The sequence below is a fragment of the Streptosporangium amethystogenes genome, assembly GCF_000721075.1.
GTDB classification, from domain to species: Bacteria; Actinomycetota; Actinomycetes; order Streptosporangiales; family Streptosporangiaceae; genus Streptosporangium; species Streptosporangium amethystogenes.
In genome coordinates this window covers 16707-37532 of sequence record NZ_JOEQ01000032.1, presented here as the reverse complement: position 1 = coordinate 37532, position 20826 = coordinate 16707, and the positions used below count along the sequence as shown (strand labels likewise).

At 70.9% G+C, this 20826-nt stretch carries 13 protein-coding genes; 11 read left to right on the top strand and 2 right to left on the bottom strand.

Annotated features, from left to right (window positions below):
* Positions 1–187 precede the first annotated feature (187 nt).
* From IG98_RS0134225 to vioC, 11 genes are read left to right on the top strand one after another with little or no spacing between them, the layout of a single operon-like run.
* Positions 188–2698 carry a non-ribosomal peptide synthetase gene (locus IG98_RS0134225; protein ID WP_030921948.1) on the top strand — a complete coding sequence of 837 codons (2511 nt, stop codon included), beginning with the start codon at positions 188–190 and terminating at the stop codon, positions 2696–2698.
* Positions 2688–3584, top strand: a complete 897-nt coding sequence (locus IG98_RS0134220) for a chlorinating enzyme (protein ID WP_030921945.1) — start codon at positions 2688–2690, stop codon at positions 3582–3584. The genes IG98_RS0134225 and IG98_RS0134220 overlap by 11 nt, the downstream gene beginning before the upstream one ends.
* The gene (locus IG98_RS0134215; RefSeq protein ID WP_030921942.1) at positions 3584–4453 is read left to right on the top strand and encodes an aspartyl/asparaginyl beta-hydroxylase domain-containing protein; all 870 of its coding nucleotides are present in this window, start codon (positions 3584–3586) and stop codon (positions 4451–4453) included. The genes IG98_RS0134220 and IG98_RS0134215 overlap by 1 nt, the downstream gene beginning before the upstream one ends.
* Positions 4450–5124: an iron-containing redox enzyme family protein gene (locus tag IG98_RS0134210; RefSeq protein WP_030921939.1), complete on the top strand. Its 675-nt coding sequence runs from the start codon at positions 4450–4452 to the stop codon at positions 5122–5124. Before IG98_RS0134215 ends, IG98_RS0134210 begins: the two co-directional genes overlap by 4 nt.
* Before the next feature lie 3 nt (positions 5125–5127).
* A complete protein-coding gene (locus IG98_RS0134205; RefSeq protein WP_030921936.1) occupies positions 5128–6237 on the top strand; it encodes a fatty acid desaturase in 1110 nt (369 codons plus the stop codon).
* Positions 6218–6982, top strand: a complete 765-nt coding sequence (locus tag IG98_RS0134200; RefSeq protein ID WP_030921933.1) for a PhzF family phenazine biosynthesis protein — start codon at positions 6218–6220, stop codon at positions 6980–6982. The genes IG98_RS0134205 and IG98_RS0134200 overlap by 20 nt, the downstream gene beginning before the upstream one ends.
* 39 nt (positions 6983–7021) lie before the next feature.
* A complete protein-coding gene (locus tag IG98_RS0134195; protein ID WP_030921930.1) occupies positions 7022–7213 on the top strand; it encodes an MbtH family protein in 192 nt (63 codons plus the stop codon).
* Position 7214: 1 nt separating this feature from the next.
* Positions 7215–7922, top strand: a complete 708-nt coding sequence (locus IG98_RS0134190; protein WP_030921927.1) for a thioesterase II family protein — start codon at positions 7215–7217, stop codon at positions 7920–7922.
* A gap of 3 nt (positions 7923–7925) precedes the next feature.
* Entirely contained in the window at positions 7926–11672 is a 3747-nt protein-coding gene (locus IG98_RS0134185; RefSeq protein ID WP_030921924.1) for a condensation domain-containing protein, read from the top strand.
* Entirely contained in the window at positions 11656–12072 is a 417-nt protein-coding gene (locus tag IG98_RS45650) for an SRPBCC family protein (RefSeq protein WP_037971975.1), read from the top strand. Before IG98_RS0134185 ends, IG98_RS45650 begins: the two co-directional genes overlap by 17 nt.
* Positions 12065–13093: an arginine beta-hydroxylase, Fe(II)/alpha-ketoglutarate-dependent gene (vioC, locus tag IG98_RS0134175; RefSeq protein WP_037971974.1), complete on the top strand. Its 1029-nt coding sequence runs from the start codon at positions 12065–12067 to the stop codon at positions 13091–13093. Before IG98_RS45650 ends, vioC begins: the two co-directional genes overlap by 8 nt.
* Here the strand turns inward: vioC and IG98_RS0134170 are convergent.
* Positions 13083–14522 (bottom strand): amino acid adenylation domain-containing protein, encoded by a 1440-nt coding sequence (locus tag IG98_RS0134170; protein ID WP_051753316.1) that lies wholly within the window; start codon positions 14520–14522, stop codon positions 13083–13085. The genes vioC and IG98_RS0134170 overlap by 11 nt on opposite strands.
* The gene (locus tag IG98_RS0134165; RefSeq protein WP_030921918.1) at positions 14519–20791 is read right to left on the bottom strand and encodes a non-ribosomal peptide synthetase; all 6273 of its coding nucleotides are present in this window, start codon (positions 20789–20791) and stop codon (positions 14519–14521) included. The genes IG98_RS0134170 and IG98_RS0134165 overlap by 4 nt, the downstream gene beginning before the upstream one ends.
* Positions 20792–20826 lie beyond the last annotated feature (35 nt).

The following is a 20826-nucleotide window of genomic DNA, read 5'->3' as shown; positions in this document are numbered from 1 at the left end:
CTCCTCACCTCTGTCGCGACTAGTGAAAGAAGAGGCCGTCGGAGGATTCAAGGGAAGCGCCTGTCCCACGTTCACCGGACAAATCGGCTAAACCGGCGATTTGTGCCCTGTTCCGGTGACTCCAGGACCGCGAGGGGCGCCTATAGCTTCGATGCGAAAGCCGCAGACGCCATCTGAGGAGCCTCGCTTGGCTGTTTCCTTCGCCTTCGAAGCCGTCCGGGAGCAAGCCAGGACCGACGGCGCGGCCTGCGCGCTCGTGGACCTGGCAGATGGCTCTTCGCTGAGTTACGCCGAGCTGATCAGCCGGGTCGACGACCTGACCGGCCGGCTGCGGAACGCGGGAGCCGGACCTGAGCAAACGGTCGCGGTCCTGCTCGGCCGCTCTGCCGAGACGATCGTCGCCATGCTGGCGGTGCTGGCCGTCGGCGGCGCCTACTGCCCGATCGACTCCGACCTGCCGCCCGCGCGGCTGGAGACGCTGACCCGCCGGCTCGCGGCCCGCGTCACGATCACCCGCGACGGTCTGGCCGCGACCGACGGGCCGGACGCGCAGCCGTACTCGCTGGACGCGCCGGCCTACGTGCTGCACACCTCCGGTTCGACCGGCGTGCCCAAAGGCGTCGCCATGCCGTACCGCGGGCTGGACCGGCTGATCCGCTGGCAGGTCGCCAGCGGCGAGCCGGGGCTGCGCACGCTGCACTTCACCGCCGCCTCCTTCGACGTGACCTTCCAGGAGGTGCTCTCCACCCTGGCGACCGGCGGCACGCTGATCGTCGCCGCCGAGGAGACCCGCCGGGACTCGCGAGCCCTCCTGGACACCATCGTGAGCCAGCGGATCGAGCGGCTGTTCCTGCCCTACGTCGCTCTCCAGCTGCTCGCCGAGGCCTCCGCCCGCAGCGGGCTGGTGCCGGCCTCGCTCAAGCACGTCGTCACGGCCGGCGAGCGGCTGCTGATCACCCCGGCGATCCGCGAGCTGTTCACCGCTCTCGACGGCTGCCGCCTCGACAACCACTTCGGGCCGACCGAGGCCCACCTGGTCACCAGCTTCACGCTGCCCGGCGACCCCTCGACCTGGCCGCCGCTGCCCGCGATCGGCACGCCGGTCGACGGCGTGACCTGCCGGGTCCTGGACGAGCGGCTGGAGGAGGTGCCCGACGGCGAGGTCGGCGAGCTCTACGTCGCCGGCGACTGCCTGGCCCGCGGCTACCACAACGCGCCGGCGGCCACCGCCGAGCGTTTCGTCGCCTCCCCGTGGGGCGGCAGGCTCTACCGCACCGGCGACCTCGTGCGCCGCGCCGACGACGAGACCTACGAGTTCGTCGGCCGCTCCGACGACCAGCTCAAGATCCGCGGGTTCCGCGTCGAACCCGGCGAGGTGGAGCACGTCCTGGTCGGCCATCCTCACGTGAGCGCCGCGGTGGTGGGCCTGCGCCAGGTGCTGGGCGGCCTGTCCGTGCTGGTCGCCTACGTGCAGACCGAGGGCTCGCTGTCGCCTCGCGAGGTCGCCGACCATGTGCGCGAGCTGCTGCCGGAGTACATGGTCCCCTCCCGGGTCCTGTTCGTGGAGTCCATGCCGCGCACGACCTCCGGCAAGATCGACAGAGCCGCCCTGGCCGCGCTGCCGCTGCCCGAGATCGAGGCGGAGCCCACCGAGGATCTCCCCCAGCTCGTCACCGACCTGTGGATCCGGGTCCTGGGCCACGACGACTTCGAGGAGGACGACGACTTCTTCGACGTCGGCGGCGACTCGCTGCTGGCCACCTGGGTGGTCGCCGAGCTCGGCCAGGCCATCGGCCGCCAGATCGAGCTCTCCGTCCTGCTGGACGCCAGCACCGTCGAGGACCTCGTCGCCGCACTCGGCACCGACGGCCCGGTCTCGGCGGCCAAGCGCCAGTCCTCCCAGATCGTCACCGTACGGCAGGGCCCGAGCGGACGCAGCCTCTACCTGGCCCACCCGCTCGGCGGCGAGCTGCTCGGCTACCGCGAGCTGGCCCGTGCCTCCCAGGCTCCGGTCCGCATCCTCGGCCTCGGCTGGACCGGCGACCCGCCGCGCTTCGGGCTCTCCCTGCCGGAGATCGCCGCGATCCACGTCGAGCAGCTCCGCACGATCCAGCCCGATGGCCCCTACCTGCTGGCCGGCTGGTCCTTCGGCGGCGTGCTGGCCTTCGAGATCGCCCAGCAGCTCACCGCTGCCGGAGCCGAGATCGGCTTCCTCGGCCTGCTCGACGCCAACCCGGTCATCGACCCGATCACCGGCCTGCCGATGGCCGAGACCCCCTTCCTGGGCCTGCTCGACCAGGTGGTGACCAAGCTGGACGACCCGACCGGGACCGGACTGCGCGACCTGACCTCAGGCGAGACCTGGATCCAGCTCATGGGAACCCCGATCGCCGACGGAGCCTCCAGCCGGCACCTGCGCGCCACTCTCGACACCGCGCGGGCCTGCATGGCGGCGGCAATGGCCTATCAGCCGCCGCCTTACGCCGGTCCCGTCCACCTGTTCCAGGCGTCCGGCACGGATCCCGTACGGCAGGCGGAGTCGGCCGCGGCACTGCGCAAGCTCTGCACGGGAGCCTTCACCGTCATCCCCGTGCCGGGCGACCACTGGGGACTCATGCGAGCCGAACACGTCAGTCAGACCGCCAAAGAGTTGGACGCCGCGCTGGAACGCCAGGGGAGTGCACATAATGAATCTTGACGCCGACCGCGCCGCATTCGCGGAGCAGGGCTACATCGGACCCTTCACCCTCTGGGAGCCGGAGGAGATGAAGGCGTGGTGGAAGATCCAGCGCAAGGCGTTGCTGGACCCCGAGAACAACGCACGCAAGGCCTTCGACAACCCGGTCAACTACGACCGGCACCTCGACATCCCGGGCCTGAGCAAGCTGATCACCGAGCCCGAGATCGTCCGGCGCAAGCAGGCCCTCATCGGCTCCGACGTCATCTGCTGGCGCACCGAGTTCTTCCCGAAGAACCCCGGCGACACCGGCACCGGCTGGCACCAGGTCGAGACCTACGCCATCGGCGAGGCCGACAAGGGCATGCTGGAGGCGACCGACCGCGTCCCCGGCAACCCCATGGAGCTCACCGCCTGGGTCGCCTTCACCGAGGCGACCATCCAGAACGGCTGCATGAAGGTCATCCCCGGCAGCCACCGCGAATGGCGCTACGACGAGACCGCGCCGATGAAGTGGAACAACGCCGCCAAGGACAACTCCTTCTTCGGCTACAACTACAACGACATCAAGATCGACAAGAACTGGGACCCGGACCAGCAGGACGTCCGTCACCTGGAGATGAAGCCCGGCGAGTTCATCATCTTCACCGCGCGCTGCATCCACGGCTCCAACCCCAACATCAGCAACCGGCAGCGCATGGGCTTCGCCATCCGCACCGTCCCCACGCACGTCCGGGTCTACGGCGGCATGACCGAGTTCGAGGAGTTCGGCCACCGCTTCAACCTCGACCGGCACGGCTGCGTGCTGGTCGCCGGCCAGGACGACCACGGGCTCAACCGGCTCCACGGCGAGAACTTCTGGGGAGAGCCGTTCACCCCGGTCGACCGGCTGGAAAGGACCGTCTGATGCGCACCCAGTACGTGAGCACGCTCCAGCTCGACCAGGCCCGGCTCGCCAAGGACCTGGAGCACGCGCTGACCTTCAATTTTTCCGAGGCCTACAGCAACTACCTCATCGGCGGCCCGTGGAAGAGCGCCATGCTCTGGGCCACCGGCGGCGACGAGGGTGACGGCCTGCTCACCAACTACGACTACCAGGACCGTTCCACCTTCACCGAGTACGGCAGGCAGCTGCCGTACATCCAGGAGATCATCACGTCGGTGGCCAACACAACGCGGCTGACCTTCGTCCGGCTGGCGGTCTTCGCCAAGAGCGTCATCGTCCCGCACCGCGACTACATCGAGCTCGCCGAGATCCCGCAGGACGCTCGTTCGGCCCACCGCCTGCACATCCCGCTGGCCACGCACGAGGACTGCTTCTTCAGCGAGGACAACCAGGTTTACCGGATGCAGGCCGGCGAGGTGTGGCACTTCGACGCCTCGCAGATCCACTCGGTGGCCTCCTTCTCCGCCGAGCCGCGCATCCACATCATCTTCGACTTCGCCGACCGGCCCCAGGACGGCCCGATCCTCACCATCCCCGACGAGGGGAACGGCACGATCGAGCCCGGCCGGATCGTCCAGCGGCCGCCACTTCCCGACGCCGAGCGCGCGGCACTGGCGCGGCTGTCGACGGTGCTGACCATGGACACCTTTAACGAGGTCTTCGCCATCGTCGTCAAAACGCACTTCCGCCGCGACGGCGGCGACGGCTTCGTCTGGGAGACCATGCTCGACCTCTCGCGTGCCAGCGCGGATCCCGCTGTGCTGCCCCACGCCACCGAGTTGCACCAGTACTTCACATTGGATCGACCCTCAGGGAGTGGGCAAGCATGACCGCGACACTGTCCCTCAACGAGCAGCTCAATGAGAGCGCCGTTTACCAGGCCTTCCGCGACCATCCCTTCTTCGCCGCAGTGAAGTCCTCCGCGGTCACCAAGGAGCAGGCGGAGGTCCTCATCGAGCAGTGGTGGCATCCGCTGCACTACTTCCCGACCTTCCTGGCCCGCTGCGTGGCGGTCCTGCCGGACATCGCCTCCAAGAGCGCCATCGCGCGCATCCTCAACCAGGAGGCCGGCGGCGGCCACGTCGAGCAGGCCCACGAGGTGATCTACGTCAACTCGATGGACAAGTGCGGCTTCGACCGCGCGCGGGTCACCGAGACCGAGCCGTTCGAGGAGACCGCCGCTCTGGTCGAGGGCTACCGCCGCGGCTCGGAGAGCCGGGAGAGCGCCATCGGCTTCATCTTCGCCACCGAGAACACCGACCTGCTCATGGTCTCCAGCATCGGCGCGGCCATCGAGCGGGCCACCGGCATCAGCGACAACGAGTGGGTCTCCATCCACGTCCAGCAGGAGCCGGACCACGTGGAGGAGGCCGAGCACACGCTGATGGCGGACTACAGCCCCGAGCAGGCCCGACTGGTCTTCGAGGCGGCCGACGAGATGTGGCGGCTCTGGACGCGCTTCTTCGACCGGCTGTCGACGGAGACCGGTCTCGGAGCGTGAACCGTGGAAGACGTTCGCGCCACTTACCTGCGCTTCCCGTCGTGGACGCAGCACTTCTGGACCTGGCAGACCGGTAAGGCCCTGCCGGGCCAGCGGCCGCTGCTCCGCCACACCTGGGCCTCCTACCTGGCTGTGACCCTGACGCTGTTCTTCGCCGGCCTGGCGGTCTCGACCGTCGCCGTGGCCACGACGCATGGGTTCTGGGTCCTGGCGCTCCTGGCCGGCTGGGTCCTGACTGTGACCGGGGCCCGCATGATGGTCCTGGTCATCGCGCACCAGGCGCTGCACCGAAGGTTCTCGGGCCGTCCCTCGGGCGACCGGTTCTGGGGCGAGGCCGTCACAGTGCTGAGCGTCTTCCACACCTTCCGCGACTTCAAGGAAGAGCACTTCGACAACCACCACCGGCGGGAGGTCTTCGCGACCGAGGTGGACCCACCGGTGCAGTTCCTGGCCGACCTCGGCTTCCGGCCCGGGATGACCCGGGCTCGGCTGTGGCGGCGCGCGTGGCTGGTCTTCCTCTCGCCGGTCTTCTACTGGAAGGGCTTCGCCGGCCGGGTCGTCAGCAACCTGCGAGGCGGCCTGGTGCGCCGCGTGCTGTTCGCTCTCTGGTTCGGCTGGTGGTTGTCGCTGCCGTTCTGGTTCGCGAACGGCCTGCTGGTCCTCCTGCTCGCCTTCGCCGTCCCGGTCATCGTCTTCGCGCAGCTCAGCGCGTTGCTCGACCGGCTCGGCGAGCACGAGTGGCTCGCGCCGCGCAATCCCGAGTTCGGCCACCGCTTCTACACCGCGGCCAACACCTCCGCCCGCTTCTGCGGCGGGCCGGTGCCGGCCAAGGGGGACGGGGTGTGGGCCTGGATTCGCTGGACCGCGCTGACCCTCGGCTACCACCTGCCGTCACGGCTGCTCGTGATCGTGGGCGACCTGCCCAACCACGACTACCACCACCGCTATCCCGCCACGCCGGACTGGACCATCGCGGCCTACGCGCGGCAGCGGGACATCGACAACGGGCCGGAGGGCCCGCCGTACCAGGAGGTGTGGGGGATGGGCCAGGCCATCGACCGCGTCTTCCGCACCTGGGAGGAGCTTCCCGCGCATGCGGTTCCACGTGTTTGACACCTTCGCCGACGCGAACTTCGCCGGGAACCCGGCCGCGGTCGTGGTCACGCGGGCCTTCCCTGCGGAGGAGGCGATGCAGCGGGAGGCGCACCAGATCGGCCTGCCGACGACGGCCTTCGTGGTCCCGGTCGTCGCGCCGGACGAGTACCGCGTGCGTTGGTTCACCCCGTACAAGGAGATCAACCTCTGCGGGCACGCCACCATCGCCAGTGCCCGCCACCTGTTCGACCTGGACGACGAGCTCAAACGGCTGACCTTCGTCTCCGACAACGGCGTCCTGCACGCCGAGCGTGACGGCCACCTGGTCTCCATCGAGCTGCCGGCGGCTCCGCCCGTGCCGTGCGAGCCGCCCGCCGGGCTGCTGGAGGCGCTGGGCATCGGCGCGGCCCGCTGCGCGGTCTCCAGCGACGACATCCTGGTCGAGGTGGACTCGGCGCAGGCCGTGGCCGCCGTCGACCCCGACTTCGCCGCGCTGGCGGCCCAGCCGTACCGCGGCCACATCGTGACCGCCGCATCGGAGCAGGCCGGGGTGGACTTCGTCTCCCGCACCTTCTTCCCGGCGCTCGGCGTCAACGAGGACCAGGTGTGCGTCACCGCGCACTGCAAGCTCGCTCCTCACTGGGCCGCCCGGCTGGACCTGGCCCGGCTCACCGCGCTGCAACTGTCCGAGCGTGGTGGCCGCCTGGAGATGACGCTGGCCGGTGACCGCGTGCGTGTCCTCGGTACGGCGGTGCCCCGGTAGAAGCGGTTCCTCTTCTCACCTCTCGAAGGAGTCCTTGGCATGAACCCGTTCGATGATCCCGATGGCGTCTTTTTGGTGCTGGCCAACGACGAGGAGCAACACTCGCTCTGGCCGGGCCACCTCCCGGTGCCAGCCGGCTGGCGCACGGTCCACGGTGAGGACAGCCGCGAGGCGTGCCTGGAGTACGTGGAGCGGACCTGGACCGACCTGCGTCCGTTGAGCGCACGCTGAGATGACGGCCTGGCTGGAACGTGAGCCCTCGCCGAGCGCCGCCGGACGGGTGTTCTGCCTCCCGCACGCGGGATGCGGCACGAGCGTGTTCGGCGCCTGGCCTCCGGAGCGGAACTCCGTGGAGTTCCTGCCGGTGGAGTTGCCGGGCCGGCTGAGCCGCTTCGACGACCCGATGCCGGACACGTTCCAGGCCCTGGCCGACTCCATGATCGCGGGGCTCCGGCCGTACCTGGACGTGCCTTTCGCCTTGTTCGGGCACTGCTGGTCGGCCTACGCCGCCTACGAGGTCGCCTTGCGGCTGGAGCGGGCGGGCCGGCCGGCCACGCGGCTGTTCGTCTCCTCGCAGCTCGCGCCGCAGGACGGGCCGGTCGGCCGGATGCTGAAGATGAGCGACGCCGAGCTCCGGGCGGAGCTGGAGGAGTCCATCCGGGACCAGGGCAACACGCCGCATCCTGAGCTGGTCGCCATCTATCTGAAGATCCTCCGGGTGGACGTCGAGGTGAGCCGGCGATACCTCGTGCCCGATCCGGTACGGCTCGCCACCCCGATCACCGCCATCGGCTGGAGCGAGGACGAAGAGGTGGGACCCGAGGAGATGAAGGGGTGGGCCGGCTGCGGCGAGACCACCTTCCTGATCTTCCCCGGACGCCATCACCGCTTCCAGGACGCGCCGGCGGAACTGCTGGAGACCTTGTCGAGAGTGGAGTAGGTCATGGACAACGTCGAGGACATCTACGAGCTCTCGCCGCTCCAGCAGGGCATGCTGCTGCACAGCACGCACGACGGCGCCGCCGACATGTACCTCAGCCAGCACATGTACGAGGTGGAGGGGCCGCTCGACGACCAGGCCCTGGAGGAGACCTGGCACGCTGTCCTCGAAGCGCATCCCTCGTTGCGCACCTCCTTCCACTGGGAGGGGCTCGACAAGCCGCTGCAGGTCGTCCACCGGGACGTGAAACTGCCCGTGCACCGGCACGACTGGCGCGGACTCGACGCCGCGCAGCAGCGTGACCGGCTCGAACGGCTGCACGTCGAGGACCGCGCGGCCGGCTTCGACCTGACGGCCGCGCCGCTGCAACGCCTCCACCTGGTCCGGCTCGCCGACGACCGGCACAGCCTGACGTGGACCTACCACCACCTGCTGCTGGACGGCTGGTCGGTGGCGGTCGTCATGACCGAGGTGATGGCTCGCTTCACCGGCGGAGCCAGCCCGTCCGACCCGCCGCCCTACCGCGACTACATCGCCTGGCTGCAGCAGCGGGACCCCGAGGCGGCCAAGGACTTCTGGACCCGCACGCTCGCCGGCGTCGAGCCCAGCCGCCTGGTCCCGCTGAGGTCCTGGGACCCGCTGCGCGGCACCGGAGAGGTCACCCGCCAGACGGTGGACCTGCCCGAGCGGCTCGGCCAGAGGCTGAGGGAGGCCGCGGCACGCCACCGCGTCACCTTCGGGACGATGGTGCAAGGAGCGTGGGCCGCGGTGCTGCGGCGCTACAGCGGCCGCTCGGACGTCGTCTTCGGCTCCACCAGCTCCGGCCGGCCGGCCGAGCTGCCGCAGGTCGAGCGGATGGTCGGCCTGTTCGCCAACACCTTGCCGGTGCGGGTGAGCGTGCCGGACGACGGCGACGTCGGCGCCTGGCTGCGTGATATCCAGGAGCGTTACGCGCAGACGCGCCGGTATGAGTACACACCGCTGGCCGACATCAAGACCTGGGCCGGCGCCTCCGGCCGGTCCCTCTTCGAGAGCCTGGTGGTTTTGGAGAACGCCGCTCTGGCCGTCAACTCCGCAGGCTCTGGGCAGCCCGGACAGCCCGCCTTCCACCGGGACGCTCTCTACGACAAGATCAGCTTCCCGCTGACGCTGACGGTCGCGCCGCAGCCGGTCTCCGAGCTGCAGGTGCTGATCCATCGCGAGCGGTTCGACGAGGGCTTCATCGACGACGTCCTGGCCCGCCTGCACGCCGTCTTCGAGTCGCTGGCCAGTGCCGACCACCTCGCGGCCGTGATCAGCGCGGCCGGTCCCGACTCCGTCGCGCAGGCCGCTCCAGCCGCCTCCGTGACGGCGGCCGAACCGCTCAGCGCGGAGGCGGCGCTGCTGGAGGAGAAGATCTCGGAGGTCTTCCGCGAGATCCTCGCCCTGCCGGAGCTCGACCCGACCGCGAGCTTCTTCGACCTGGGCGGCGACTCCTTCGCCGCGGTGCGCGTGGTCAGCCGGATCGACGGCGCGAGCGTCGGCCTGCTCGCCTCCCATCCCAGCGTCCGCCGGATGGCCCAGGCCCTCCTGGACGCTGGCCGCGGCAGCCCGGCGCCGGACACCACGCCGGAGGCGGACGCGGAGCAAGGCGTGGGGCTGGACGACGAGCTGGATCAGGAGATCGCCGAGCTGCAGCGTCGCCTGGCGGGCAAGCTCGCCGAGCGGTCGGCGCTGAACGCCGGTCCCGTCCCGGTCGCTCGCGACGGCTCGCTGGCCTGCACCTTCCAGCAGGAGGCGGTCTGGTTCATGAACCAGTACGACCCCGCCTCGACCGCCTACCACATCCCCTTCCCGCTGCGGATCCGCGGCCGGCTGGACGTCGAGGTGCTGGAGCGGGCCCTGCACGGCCTCGTGACGCGGCACGAAGCGCTGCGGACCAGGTTCGTGAACGAGGGCGGCCTGCCGATCCAGGTGATCGACCCGCCCGCCGCCGTCCGACTGGAGCCGATCGACCTGCCCGCCGACCAGGTCGAGAGCTGGGCCGCCGAGGAGTGCACCAGGCCCTTCGACCTGGCGCGTGGGCCGGTCTTCCGGTACGCGCTGGCCCGGCTGGCCCCGGACGATCACGCGCTGGTGCTGGTCTTCCACCACATCGTGGCGGACGGCTGGTCGGCCGCGGTGCTCGGCGGCGAGCTGTCGGCCCTCTACGCCGCAGGAGGCGAGGCCGGCCTGGAGCCGCTGACGGTGCAGCCCGCCGACTACGCCGCCTGGCAGCGCCGCCGGTTGCGCGGCGCGGAGCTGGAACGCCGGCTCGGCTACTGGCGGGAGAACCTGGCCGGGCTGCCCACCGTCCACTTCCCCGCCGACCGTAGGCGGCCGGAGCGGCCCACCGGCCTCGGTGACACGCTCGACCAGCAGCTGCCCGCCGAGCTGAGCCAGGCCGTGCGGGCCTGCGCGCGCGAACACCAGGTCTCTCTGCTCGCCGTACTGCAGGCGGCGCTGCTGGTCGTGCTGCATCGCTACACCGGGCAGCGGGACCTGCCGATCGGCTCCATCTTTTCCGGCCGGACCCGGCCCGACATCGAGTCGCTGGTCGGCTTCTTCGGCAACACTGTGGTGCTGCGGACCTCCCTCGACGGCGAGCCCAGCTTCGGCGAGCTGGCCCGCCGCTGCCACGAGACCATCCTGAACGCCACCGCGCATCAGGACGTGCCGTTCAGCCTGGTCGTGGACGCATTGCGGCCGGAGCGGGCGGCCGGTCGCAATCCGCTCTTCCAGGTGGGTCTCACCCTGCTGCCCCGCGCCATCGGCGCCACCGACCTCTCGCTCGGCGAGGTGAGCATCGAGCCCATCGTGGTGCCGGAGCGCTATGCCCTCTACGACATCTCCGTGGACGTCGCGGACGTGCCGGACGGCAGCCTCCCGGTGGCGGTCGAGTACGCCACCGACCTGTTCGACGCCGACCGGATCGACCGGTTCATCGACCACTACCTCACCGCGCTGGCCGAAGGCGTCGCCGCGCCGGAGCGCCGTGCCGCCGACCTGGAGATCCTGACCGCCGCCGAACGCGAGCGGGCCCTGCGGGACACCGAGCTGCTGGCGCGGCATCCCGGTGATGGCGAAGCGGCTCTGGTCGACGGCGACGGCACGCGCTGGACGCACCGGCAGCTCGACGCGGCGGCCGGCCGGATCGCCAACCGGCTGCGCCGCGCCGACGTCGCCGCCGGCGACACCGTCGGCCTGTGTCTGCCGCCTGGTGCCGACCTGATCACCGCGTTGCTGGCGGTCTGGAAGGTGGGCGGCCAGGCCGTACAGGTCACGGCGGAGGAGCAGCCGGCCTCCGGCGAGGCCACCGGCTCCGGCCAGGTCACCGCTCCGGGCCAGGCAGCTGCTCCGACCCTCGTCCTGACCCACGCGGAGCACGCCGGCGGCTTCACCACGGCACTCGCTCTGGACGCCGAGCGGGGCTCGCTGGCCGCCGAGCCGGCCGGGCCGCCCGTCCAGGCGGCGGAGCCGTACCTGCCGCCAGCCACCGAGACCGAGCGCTGGCTGGTAGCCACGGTGGCCGAGTTGCTCGAGGCCGAACAGGTCGGCGTCGGCGACGACCTGTTCGGCCTGGGCGGCAGCTCGCTGCACGCCACGCAGCTCGTCGCCCGCCTCCGCGTCGCTTTCGGCGTCGAGGTGCCGGTCCGCGACCTGTTCGCCAACCCGTCGCTACGACAGCTCGCCGCCAGACTGGAGGAGGATGTGCATGGAGCACCGCACTGAGCGGTCCGACACCTACAGCGTCTCGATCGAGGCCCCGCCGGAGTTCGTCTGGCAGGCGATGGCCGACGTCGAGGAGTGGCCCAGGTTCTCGCCCTTCGCCCTCGCGGTGACCAGGACGTCGGAGAAGACCTTCGACGTCACAGGCCCGCAGGGGCCGGTCGTGCTCGCCACTTGCTTCGACCGGGACCTGCTGCTGCTGGACCACAAAGTGGTCCTCTCCGACGGCGCCGAGGTCTTCATCCCCTACCGGGTCGCCCCCAACCACCTAGGCAGCGAGTTGATCATGACCAATGTGAAGTCGCCTGGCGACTCCCCCGAGGAATACGCCGAACAGCTCGAATGGATGCGCAAAGAGCTCCACGGGGCCAAGGACTACGTGGAAGGACTGTGCCGTGCCTGAATACGCGCTGAGCGACAAGGACGTGGCGCAGGTGGCGCCGCTGCTCGCCGAGCTGGCCAAGACCCACGACACCATTGAGGACGACACGCTGATCCGCCGGGCCCGCGTGCTGGCCAGGTCCTTCCCGGTGGGCCTGGTGGAGTTCCTGGAGGAATACCGCCTCAGCGAGCCCTCCGCCGTCTGCGTGGTCTCCGGCCTGCCGATGGAGGAGGAGCTGCTCGGGCCCACTCCCGAACACTGGCGCGATAGCCAGTACGGCTCGCCCGCCTTCACCCAGGAGATATTCTTCCTGCTCTGCGCGTCCGTGCTGGGCGACGTCTTCGGCTGGGCGACCCAGCAGGACGGCCGGATCATGCACGACGTGCTGCCGATCAAGGGCCACGAGAACTACGAGATCGGCTCCAACAGCCTGCAGCACCTCTCCTGGCACACCGAGGACGCCTTCCATCCCTGCCGCGGCGACTACGTGGCGCTCATGTGCCTGAAGAACCCGGACGCGGTGGCGACGATGATCTGCGACGCGGCCGACCTCGACTGGTCCTCGCTCGACGTCGCGGCCCTGTTCGAGCCGGAGTTCACCCAGATGCCGGACAACTCGCACCAGCCGCAGAACGCGCGGCAGTCCACCGGCGACCCGGTCGTGGACCGGCTCCGGATCCGGAGCTTCGAGCTCATCCAGTCGTGGAACGACGACCCGGTCAAGCGGCCGATCCTGTTCGGCGACAACGTCGACCCCTACATGGCGCTCGATCCGTATCACATGAAGACCGAGGGCTGGTCCGAGCGTTCGCTGCGGGCCTTCGAGGCCCTGTGCGCGCAGATCGAGGCGAAGATGCGGGACGTCCGCCTGCGTCCCGGCGATCTGGTGTTCGTCGACAACTTCCGCGCGGTGCACGGCCGCAGGTCGTTCCAGGCCCGTTACGACGGTTCCGACCGCTGGCTCAAGCGGCTCAACATCACCCGCAACCTCCGCGGCTCGCGCGGCTGGCGGCCGGCGGCCGACAACCGCGTCATCTACTGAGGGCCCGGTAGTCCACCTTCCCCGAAGGCGAGAGCGGCAGCGAGTCGCGCCGCTCGAACCTGGTGGGCACCATGTGCGACGGCAGGACCCGGGCACACTCGGCCCGGGCCTGTCCCGGGTCGAAGCCCGTCCCGGCCGCGACGTAGGCCACCAGCAGCTCGCCCACCGCCTCGTCGCTCTCCAGCAGCACCGCCGCCTCCTTCACCCCGGTGCAGGCCCGCAGGGCGACCTCGATCTCCGGCAGCTCGACGCGCATCCCGCGCAGCTTCACCTGGCGGTCGGCCCGGGAGAGGTACTGGAACTCCCCGTCCGGCAGCCGCCGGGCCAGGTCGCCGGAGCGGTAGTGCCGTGTGCCGTCCACCACCACGAACCGCTCGGCGGTCAGCTCGTCGCGCTGGAAGTAGCCTGCGGCCACGCCGGCCCCGGACACCCAGATCTCACCCACCTCGCCGTCGGGCACCTCCACCCCGTCCGGGTCGCGCAGCGTGATGCCCAGGGAGGACAGGGGCCTGCCGATCGGCGAGGGATTGGAGCCGCGCAGCGTGTCCGGGTCGAGCTCCTTGAAGGTGGAGTGCACGGTCGTCTCGGTGATGCCGTACATGTTGATCGCGACGGGTCTGGCGGCGGCGGGCAGCGACGCCAGGAAGCGCGAGGTGGCCTCCAGGTCGACGGCGTCGCCGCCGAAGATGAGGTAGCGCAGCGGCAGCGGCGGGCAGCCCTCGTCCTCGTGGGCCTCGATCAGCATCCGGAAGATCGACGGGACCTGGTTCAGGATGGTGACTCGTTCCCTGATCAGCAGGTCGAGCAGCTCGCCGGGGTCGAGGGAGGCATCCTCATCCACGACGACCACCGCGGCGCCGGTGGCCAGCGCCGACCAGATCTCCCAGACCGAGAAGTCGAAGTTGATCGAGTGGAACAGGGCCCACCGGTCGTCCGGTCCCATGTCGAAGAGCGGCAGCGCCGCGTCGAGCAGGCTGAGGACGTTGCCGTGGGTCACCACGCAGCCCTTGGGCCGTCCGGTGGAGCCGGAGGTGTAGATCACGTAGGCGGCGTCGTCCTCGTCCAGCTCCGGCTGGACGCTCGCCGCCGGATGGCCCCAGACCGGCACGTTCTCGCCGACGGTGTGCGTGATCCGGCACTCCTCGGTCATCAGCCGCAGCCGGTCGGCCGGATAGCGCGGATCGAGCGGCACGTACGCCGCGCCGGACAGCAGCACGCCGACGATGGCCACCACGGCGTCGGCCGACCTGGCCAGGCGCACGCCGACGAGCTCGCCACGGCTCACGCCACGGCGGCCGAGCTCGGCCGCCAGGCTTCCGGCCGCCTCGGCCAGCTCCTGGTAGGACAGGGTCCTGGAACCGGCGACGACTGCCGTCCGCTCCGGATACTTGACGCAGTTCTCCAGGAACAGCGCGGGCAGCGAGCTCATGATTCGACGCTTTCGGTGAGGATCTGCAGGTACTCGGCGAGCAGGCCGCGGATCGTGTCGGCGGTGAAGAGATCGGCGTTGTACTCCAGCAGCACCGCGATCCGCTCCGGCCCGGTCTCCCCCGACATCACCCCGAGCCGCTCGGCTGCGTGCGGGATGACCACCGCGTTCAGGTCGAACTTGGATGAGCGGTTGTGCGCGTTCAGCACCTCGATCTCCAGCCCCTGGACCAGCAGCGAGGGCATCGGGGTGTCGAGGAAGTTGAACATCGTCTGGAAGAGCGGCGTGTGGCTGAGGCTGCGCGGCGGACGCAGGACCTCCACCAGCTTCTCGAAGGGCATGTCCTGGTGCGCGTAGGCGGCCAGGCACGACTCCCGCACGCGATCCACCACCTCGGGGAAGGCTGGACCGCCGGAGAGGTCCACGCGCATCAGCACGGTATTGATGATCATCCCGAGGAGGTTCTCCAGCTCGGGCCGCTGCCGGTTGGCGATGCCGCTGCCGACCACGATGTCCTCGTGCCCGCTGCGCCTGCGCAGCAGCACCGCGAAGGCGGCGAACATCGTCATGAACAGGGTGGCGTCGTGTTCCCGGCCGTACTCCCGGAGCCTGGCCGCCAGCGGAGCCTCGATGTAGAGGGTCTCCTCGCCGCCCTGCGAGCCCAGCACCGCCGGACGGGGCCAGTCGCCGGGCACCGACAGCAGCGGCGGCGCTCCGCGCAACCGCTCGCGCCAGTAGTCGACCAGCGAGTCCAGCCGCTCACCCTGGAAGGTCCGCCGCTGCCAGAAGGCGAAGTCGGCGTACTGCACGGGCAGGTCGGGCAGTCGTGGCGGCCGGCCGGTGGCGTGGGCCTCGTAGAGCTCCAGGAAGTCGCGGAGGAAGACTCCCTGGGCCCATCCGTCGTGGACCATGTGGTGCTCCACCACGACCAGGACGTGGTCCTCCGGCGCCAGGCGGACCAGCGTGACCCGCAGCAGCGGACCCTTGGCCAGGTCGAAGGGCTCCTGCCCGGCGGCGAGGATGAACTCCTTGAGCCCCTCCTCGGTGCCGTCGACGACGGTCACCGGGATGCCCTGCGGCTCGCCGATCTCCTGGAACGGCTCGCCGTCGTCCTCGGGGAAGGTCGTGCGCAGGATCTCGTGCCGGATCTCGAGGTCGTCAAGGGTCCTGGCGATCGCGCCGACGTCGAGCTTGCCGCGCAGCCGTAGCGCACGCGGCACGTTGTAGGTGGTGCCCTCCGGGTCCAGTTGCTGCAGGAACCAGATCCGCTCCTGCACGAAGGAGAGCGGCAGCGGCTGGTCGCGCGGCGCCGGCGGCACCCGCCGGGAGATCCCCTTCGGCGCCAGGCGGATCAGCTCCGCCAGCGCGGCCAGGACCGGCGTCTCGAACACCACCCGGAGCGGCAGATCCCGGCCGAGCACGTCGTTGACCCGCGCCAGCATCTTGGTCGCCGACAACGAGTGGCCGCCGATCATGAAGAAGTCGTCGGTCCGGCCGACCTCCGTCACGTCGAGCACCTCGCGCCAGATCCCCGCCAGCGCGCGTTCCTCCGGTATCTGGAAGGACTTCGGGACGCTCCGCCGTACCTGCTCGGGCGGCTCGGGCAGCGCGCGGAGGTCGATCTTGCCGTTCAGGGTCCTCGGCAGTACGGCCAGCGGCACGTAACGGGCCGGCACCATGTAGCCGGGCAGGGTCGCGAGCAGCCTTGTCCGCAGCTCGGCGGGCTCGCACGTCTGCGGCGTCACGTAGGCGAGCAGGGACTGCCCGTCGTGGGTCACGACCGCGTCGCCGACCTCGTCCAGCGCGCGCAGTGCCGCCTCGATCTCGCCGGGTTCCACTCGGTAGCCGCTCAGCTTGAGCTGCCGGTCGGCGCGGGCCACGAAGGCCAGCGTGCCGTCCGGCAGGTGGCGGACCAGGTCACCAGTGCGGTAGAGCCGCCCGCCGGGAGGGCCGAAGGGGTCGGCCACGAACCGCTCGGCAGTCAGGCCCGGCCGGTTGAGATAGCCGTGGGCCAGGCCGGCGCCGCCGAGATACAGCTCGCCGGTGAGCCCGGCGGGTACCGGCGAGCCGACGGCGTCGAGCACGTAGGCCCGGACCCCGCCCAGCGGCCGGCCGATGGGCACTGCCCGAGCCGTCCGTGCCATGCCACGGCCCGGCTTGTCCGGTGCGTCGATGGGCGAGTCGAGCTCATGCGCGATCGCGACCACGGTCGCCTCGGTCGGCCCGTAGGTGTTGACCAGCCGGACCCGGTTCCCGACCTTGGACTGCCAGGCGGCCACCCGCTCCGGCAGCGCTTTCTCGCCGCCGATGATGACCAGCCGCACCGAGGCCGGCAGCGTCCCGTCCGCGCCCAGCGCGTCGACCAGCTCGTGCCAGAAGGCCGTGGGCAGGTCGAGCACGGTCACTCCCTGGGCCTCGCAGGCGGCTAGGAAGGCACCCGGGTCGGCCAGCATGCGGTCCGTGCGCAGAACCAGGCGAGCGCCGTGGGCGAGGGTGGGATAGATCTCTTCGACGCTGGCGTCGAAGCCGATCGAGGCGAACTGCAGGACCCGGTCGGCCGGGCCGATGCCGTACAGCTCGGCGGCCTGCCGGGTGAAGGCCGACAGCGCGCGGTGCGGGACCTCCACTCCCTTCGGCGTCCCGCTCGTGCCGGAGGTGTAGACGACGTAGGCCGCATCACCCGGCTCGGGCGGCGCGAGCGCGGTGACCGGGCTGCTCAGGATCTCCGGCCGGTCGGCGTCGAGCAGGACCGCCGGGACGGCGACGTCCTGGAGTTTCCCGGCCAGGGCCTCCTCGCTGACCACGACGTCCACGCGCGCGTCGGCGAAGACCGCGGCCACGCGGCCGGCCGGGGTCAGCGGGTCGATCGGCACGTAGGTCGCGCCGGCCCGGCCGGCCGCGAGCATCGCGACGACCATGCCGGAGCCTCGCTCCAGGCAGATGCCCACTCTCCCGCCGGAGCCGAGGCCCTTGGCCCGCAGCAGGTGCGCGAGCCGGTTCGCGTGCTGGTCCAGCTCTTGGTAGGACAGCGACTCGCCGCCCGCCGCGATGGCGGTCGCATGCGGCGAGCGCGCGGCCTGCTCCTCGATGAGCCGGGACACCGGGACCTCCGCGCCGCTCGCTGGCCCGCCGGTGCTCCACTCGCCGAGCAGCAGATCGAGCTCCTGCGCGGTGGCCGGCGGCACCGAGCCCAGCACGGCGGCGGGTTCGGCGGCCACCGCCTCGACCAGGGCGGTGAAGTGTCGGACGAACCGGTCGGCGGCCTCCTCGTCGAAGGCGTCGGTCCGGAAGCGGAGGCAGCCATGGACGTCGCCGTCGAGGACGGTCAGCGACAGCTCCAGATCCATGGCGCACTCGCGCAGCCCGACCGGTAACGACTCGGCCCGCAGCCCGCCGAACGAGCGCCGGAGGCCGGCGTGACCGAGCAGCAGCGCCGGGAAGGTCGCGACGTCGGCGGAGGCCGGCTGGTTGAAGACGAACATGGCCCGGAAGCGGTCGCCGTCACGGCGGTCCTGCCGCTCCAGCGCGCCGATCACCTGGCTCCTGGTCTCGGCCAGCAGCTCACGGAAGCTGTCGCGGGCCTGGCTCCGGATCGGCACCGGGTTCATGAAGTAGCCGACCAGGCCGGTCAGGCGGGCATGCGTGCGAGCGGCGAAGGGGACGCCGACCGTCAGGTCGTCCTGGCCGGTGACCCGGTGCAGGAGTGCCTGGTAGGCGGCGAGCAGGAAGACGTTGAGCGTCGTGCCTTCGGCCGCCGCGCGATCGGCCAGCCCGGCCGCCAGGGACGTGCCGAGCCGGAACCTGCGGGTCCCGCCCGGACCGCTGAGCACCGGCCGGTCTCCCCGTCCCGCCTGCTCCGATCGCGGGAACGAGCCGGCCTCGGCCGGCGCCGGTAGCTCAGCGGCCGGGCCGCCGCTCTCCTCGCCGTAAAGGGCCTCCAGCTCCCGGCCGAGGATCATCGTGGACCAGAAGTCGGTCACGACGTGATGCGCGGCGAAGAGCAACGCGTGCGTGCCGTCGGCGAGCCGGTAGAGGTGCAGCCGGGCCAACGGGCCGATGGCCAGGTCGAACGGCCGGTTCGCGTCGTGCTCCAGCCTCGTTTGCAGCCCGGCCTCGCCGAGCTCGGCCACCGAGTAGAAGCCCTGGCAGTTCTTTCGGACGACGGGCACCGGCTCGCCGTCCCGGTCGGCGAAGACCGTCCGCAGGGCCTGGTGCCGCTGCTGGAGCCGGCCGTAGGCCCGACGTAACGCCTCCTCGTCGAGCGAGCCGTGCAGCCGGAAGGCGGCGGCCGTGGTGTAGGCGGTGCTCTCCGGGTCGAGCCGGTGCAGGAGCCACAACTCCCGCTGGCCCTCCGACACCTGCGCGGTGCCTTCGGCCGCCTGGGCCTCCTGGGCCGCCGGCGAGGCGAAGTCGGACAGCGAGGTGAGGTCGGCCAGGGAAGCGCCGCCGAGCAGGTCTTCGAGCGGAAGCCGTACTCCCAGCTCGGTCTGGACCCGCTGGGCGAGCTCCTGGGCGGCGAGCGAGTCGAGGCCCAGGGCCAGCAGCGGAAGTTCGCGCGCGAGATCCTCGGCGGGCAGGCCGCAGACGGCGGCGGTCTGCTCGCGCAGGAAACCTTCCAGGTCGATCGAGCTGCGGCCGACCTCGGGCAGCTCTCCGGCCAGCAGCAGGTCCCGGCAGACCCGGCGGCGGACCTTGCCGCTGGTGGTCTTGGGCAGCTGCCCGGCCGGGATCAGCACCACCAGTCCGAGGTGGAGGCCGTGCTCCTCGGCCACCAGAGTCCGGATCGCCCGCGCCACCGCCGCAACGTCCACGTCTTCAACGCCACGGACGATCTCATGCACGATCGCGGGCTCGTCGTTCACGGTGAACGCGGCCCCGCAGCCCGGCCGCAGCACGGGGTCGGCCCGCTCGGCGGTGGCCTCCAGGTCCTGCGGGTAGTGGTTGCGGCCCCTGACGATGATCAGGTCCTTGAGCCGGCCCGTGATCGTCAGCTCGCCATCGGCCGACCTGCCCAGGTCACCGGTCCTCAGGTACGGCCCGCCGCCTTCGGCCGACACGGCCTGGAACACCTCACGGCTCTCCTCCGTCCGGTTCCAGTAGCCGCCCGCGACGCTCGGCCCGCGCAGCCACACCTCGCCTTCCTCACCGGCGGGACATGGCGTCGCCGTCACCGGATCGACGATCAGCACCTCCTGCTCAGAGCCGCTCCGGCCACAGCCGACCGGCCCCTTTCCGGCGGGCACGCCGAAGCCGCCGCTGACGATCAGCGTCGCCTCGGCCAGGCCGTAGCACGGGAAGAACGCCTCGGGCCGGAAACCCGCCGGCCGGAAGGCCTCGGCGAAGCGCTCCAGCGTGGCCCGCCGGATCGGCTCGGCCCCGTTGAAGGCCACGCTCCACTGGCTGAGGTCGAACTGTTCCCGCTGCTCCGGCGTGGTCTTGCGGACACACAGGTCATAGGCGAAGTTCGGCCCGCCGCTCAGCGTCAGCCCCAGCCCCGACATGGCCTCCAGCCAGCTCGCCGGCCGCCGAAGGAAGTCGATCGGCGACATCAGCCACATCGGGAACCCGGCGAACAGCGGCTGCATGAGCCCGCCGATCAGGCCCATGTCGTGGTACGGCGGCAGCCAGCTCAAGCCGCGGACCTCTTCGTCAGTGCCGAAGAGCTCCTGGATGAGCCCGGAGTTGTGCAGCAGGTTGCCGTGGGTCAGCATCACACCCTTGGGCTCGGCGGTGGAGCCCGAGGTGTACTGGAGCAGCGCCAGGGTGGAGGCGTCGGCGCCGGATCCGGTCCGGTCGTCGGTGTCCGGCGCGGTGTCGGTCGCGATCCAGGCCAGCTCTCCCAGCGGAAGCTGGTCGGCCAGCGGAAGCAGCGCCGCGATGGTGAGCAGCGCGGCCGGCTGCGCGTCGGCCACGATCGTCAGCAGGCGAGGCAGCGTCCGCTCCAGCCGCATCGGGTCGGGCGGGAAGGTGGGCACCGCCACCGCGCCTGCGTACATGCAGCCGAGGAAGGCGGTGAGGAAGTCCTTACCAGGCGGGTAGAGCAGCAGGACGCGGTCGGCCAAGCCGACACCGGCTCGCCGCAGCTCGGCCGCGACGGCCCGGGCCCGCCGGTCGAGCTGCTCGTAGGTCACCGGACGCTCGTCGCCGAGGTGCTCGCCCATGAACACGAAGCCGACGCGCTCCGGTTGGCGGCTGGCCCGCCAGCTCAGCAGCTCGGCCAGGGTGGTCGTGTCGGCAGCCGTGGGGAAGTCAGGAAGATCGCTTCGCATCGTACCTCCGGACCACGAAGGTACCCAGCGGCTTG

Excerpts from the sequence above, each read along its gene's own strand:
- IG98_RS0134220 (WP_030921945.1), top strand. The coding sequence starts at position 2,688 with ATGAATCTTGACGCCGACCGCGCCGCATTCGCGGAGCAGGGCTACATC.
- IG98_RS0134215 (WP_030921942.1), top strand. The coding sequence starts at position 3,584 with ATGCGCACCCAGTACGTGAGCACGCTCCAGCTCGACCAGGCCCGGCTC.
- IG98_RS0134210 (WP_030921939.1), top strand. The coding sequence starts at position 4,450 with ATGACCGCGACACTGTCCCTCAACGAGCAGCTCAATGAGAGCGCCGTT.
- IG98_RS0134200 (WP_030921933.1), top strand. The coding sequence starts at position 6,218 with ATGCGGTTCCACGTGTTTGACACCTTCGCCGACGCGAACTTCGCCGGG.
- IG98_RS0134195 (WP_030921930.1), top strand. The coding sequence starts at position 7,022 with ATGAACCCGTTCGATGATCCCGATGGCGTCTTTTTGGTGCTGGCCAAC.
- IG98_RS0134190 (WP_030921927.1), top strand. The coding sequence starts at position 7,215 with ATGACGGCCTGGCTGGAACGTGAGCCCTCGCCGAGCGCCGCCGGACGG.
- IG98_RS0134185 (WP_030921924.1), top strand. The coding sequence starts at position 7,926 with ATGGACAACGTCGAGGACATCTACGAGCTCTCGCCGCTCCAGCAGGGC.
- IG98_RS45650 (WP_037971975.1), top strand. The coding sequence starts at position 11,656 with ATGGAGCACCGCACTGAGCGGTCCGACACCTACAGCGTCTCGATCGAG.
- IG98_RS0134170 (WP_051753316.1), bottom strand. The coding sequence starts at position 14,522 with ATGAGCTCGCTGCCCGCGCTGTTCCTGGAGAACTGCGTCAAGTATCCG.
- IG98_RS0134165 (WP_030921918.1), bottom strand. The coding sequence starts at position 20,791 with ATGCGAAGCGATCTTCCTGACTTCCCCACGGCTGCCGACACGACCACC.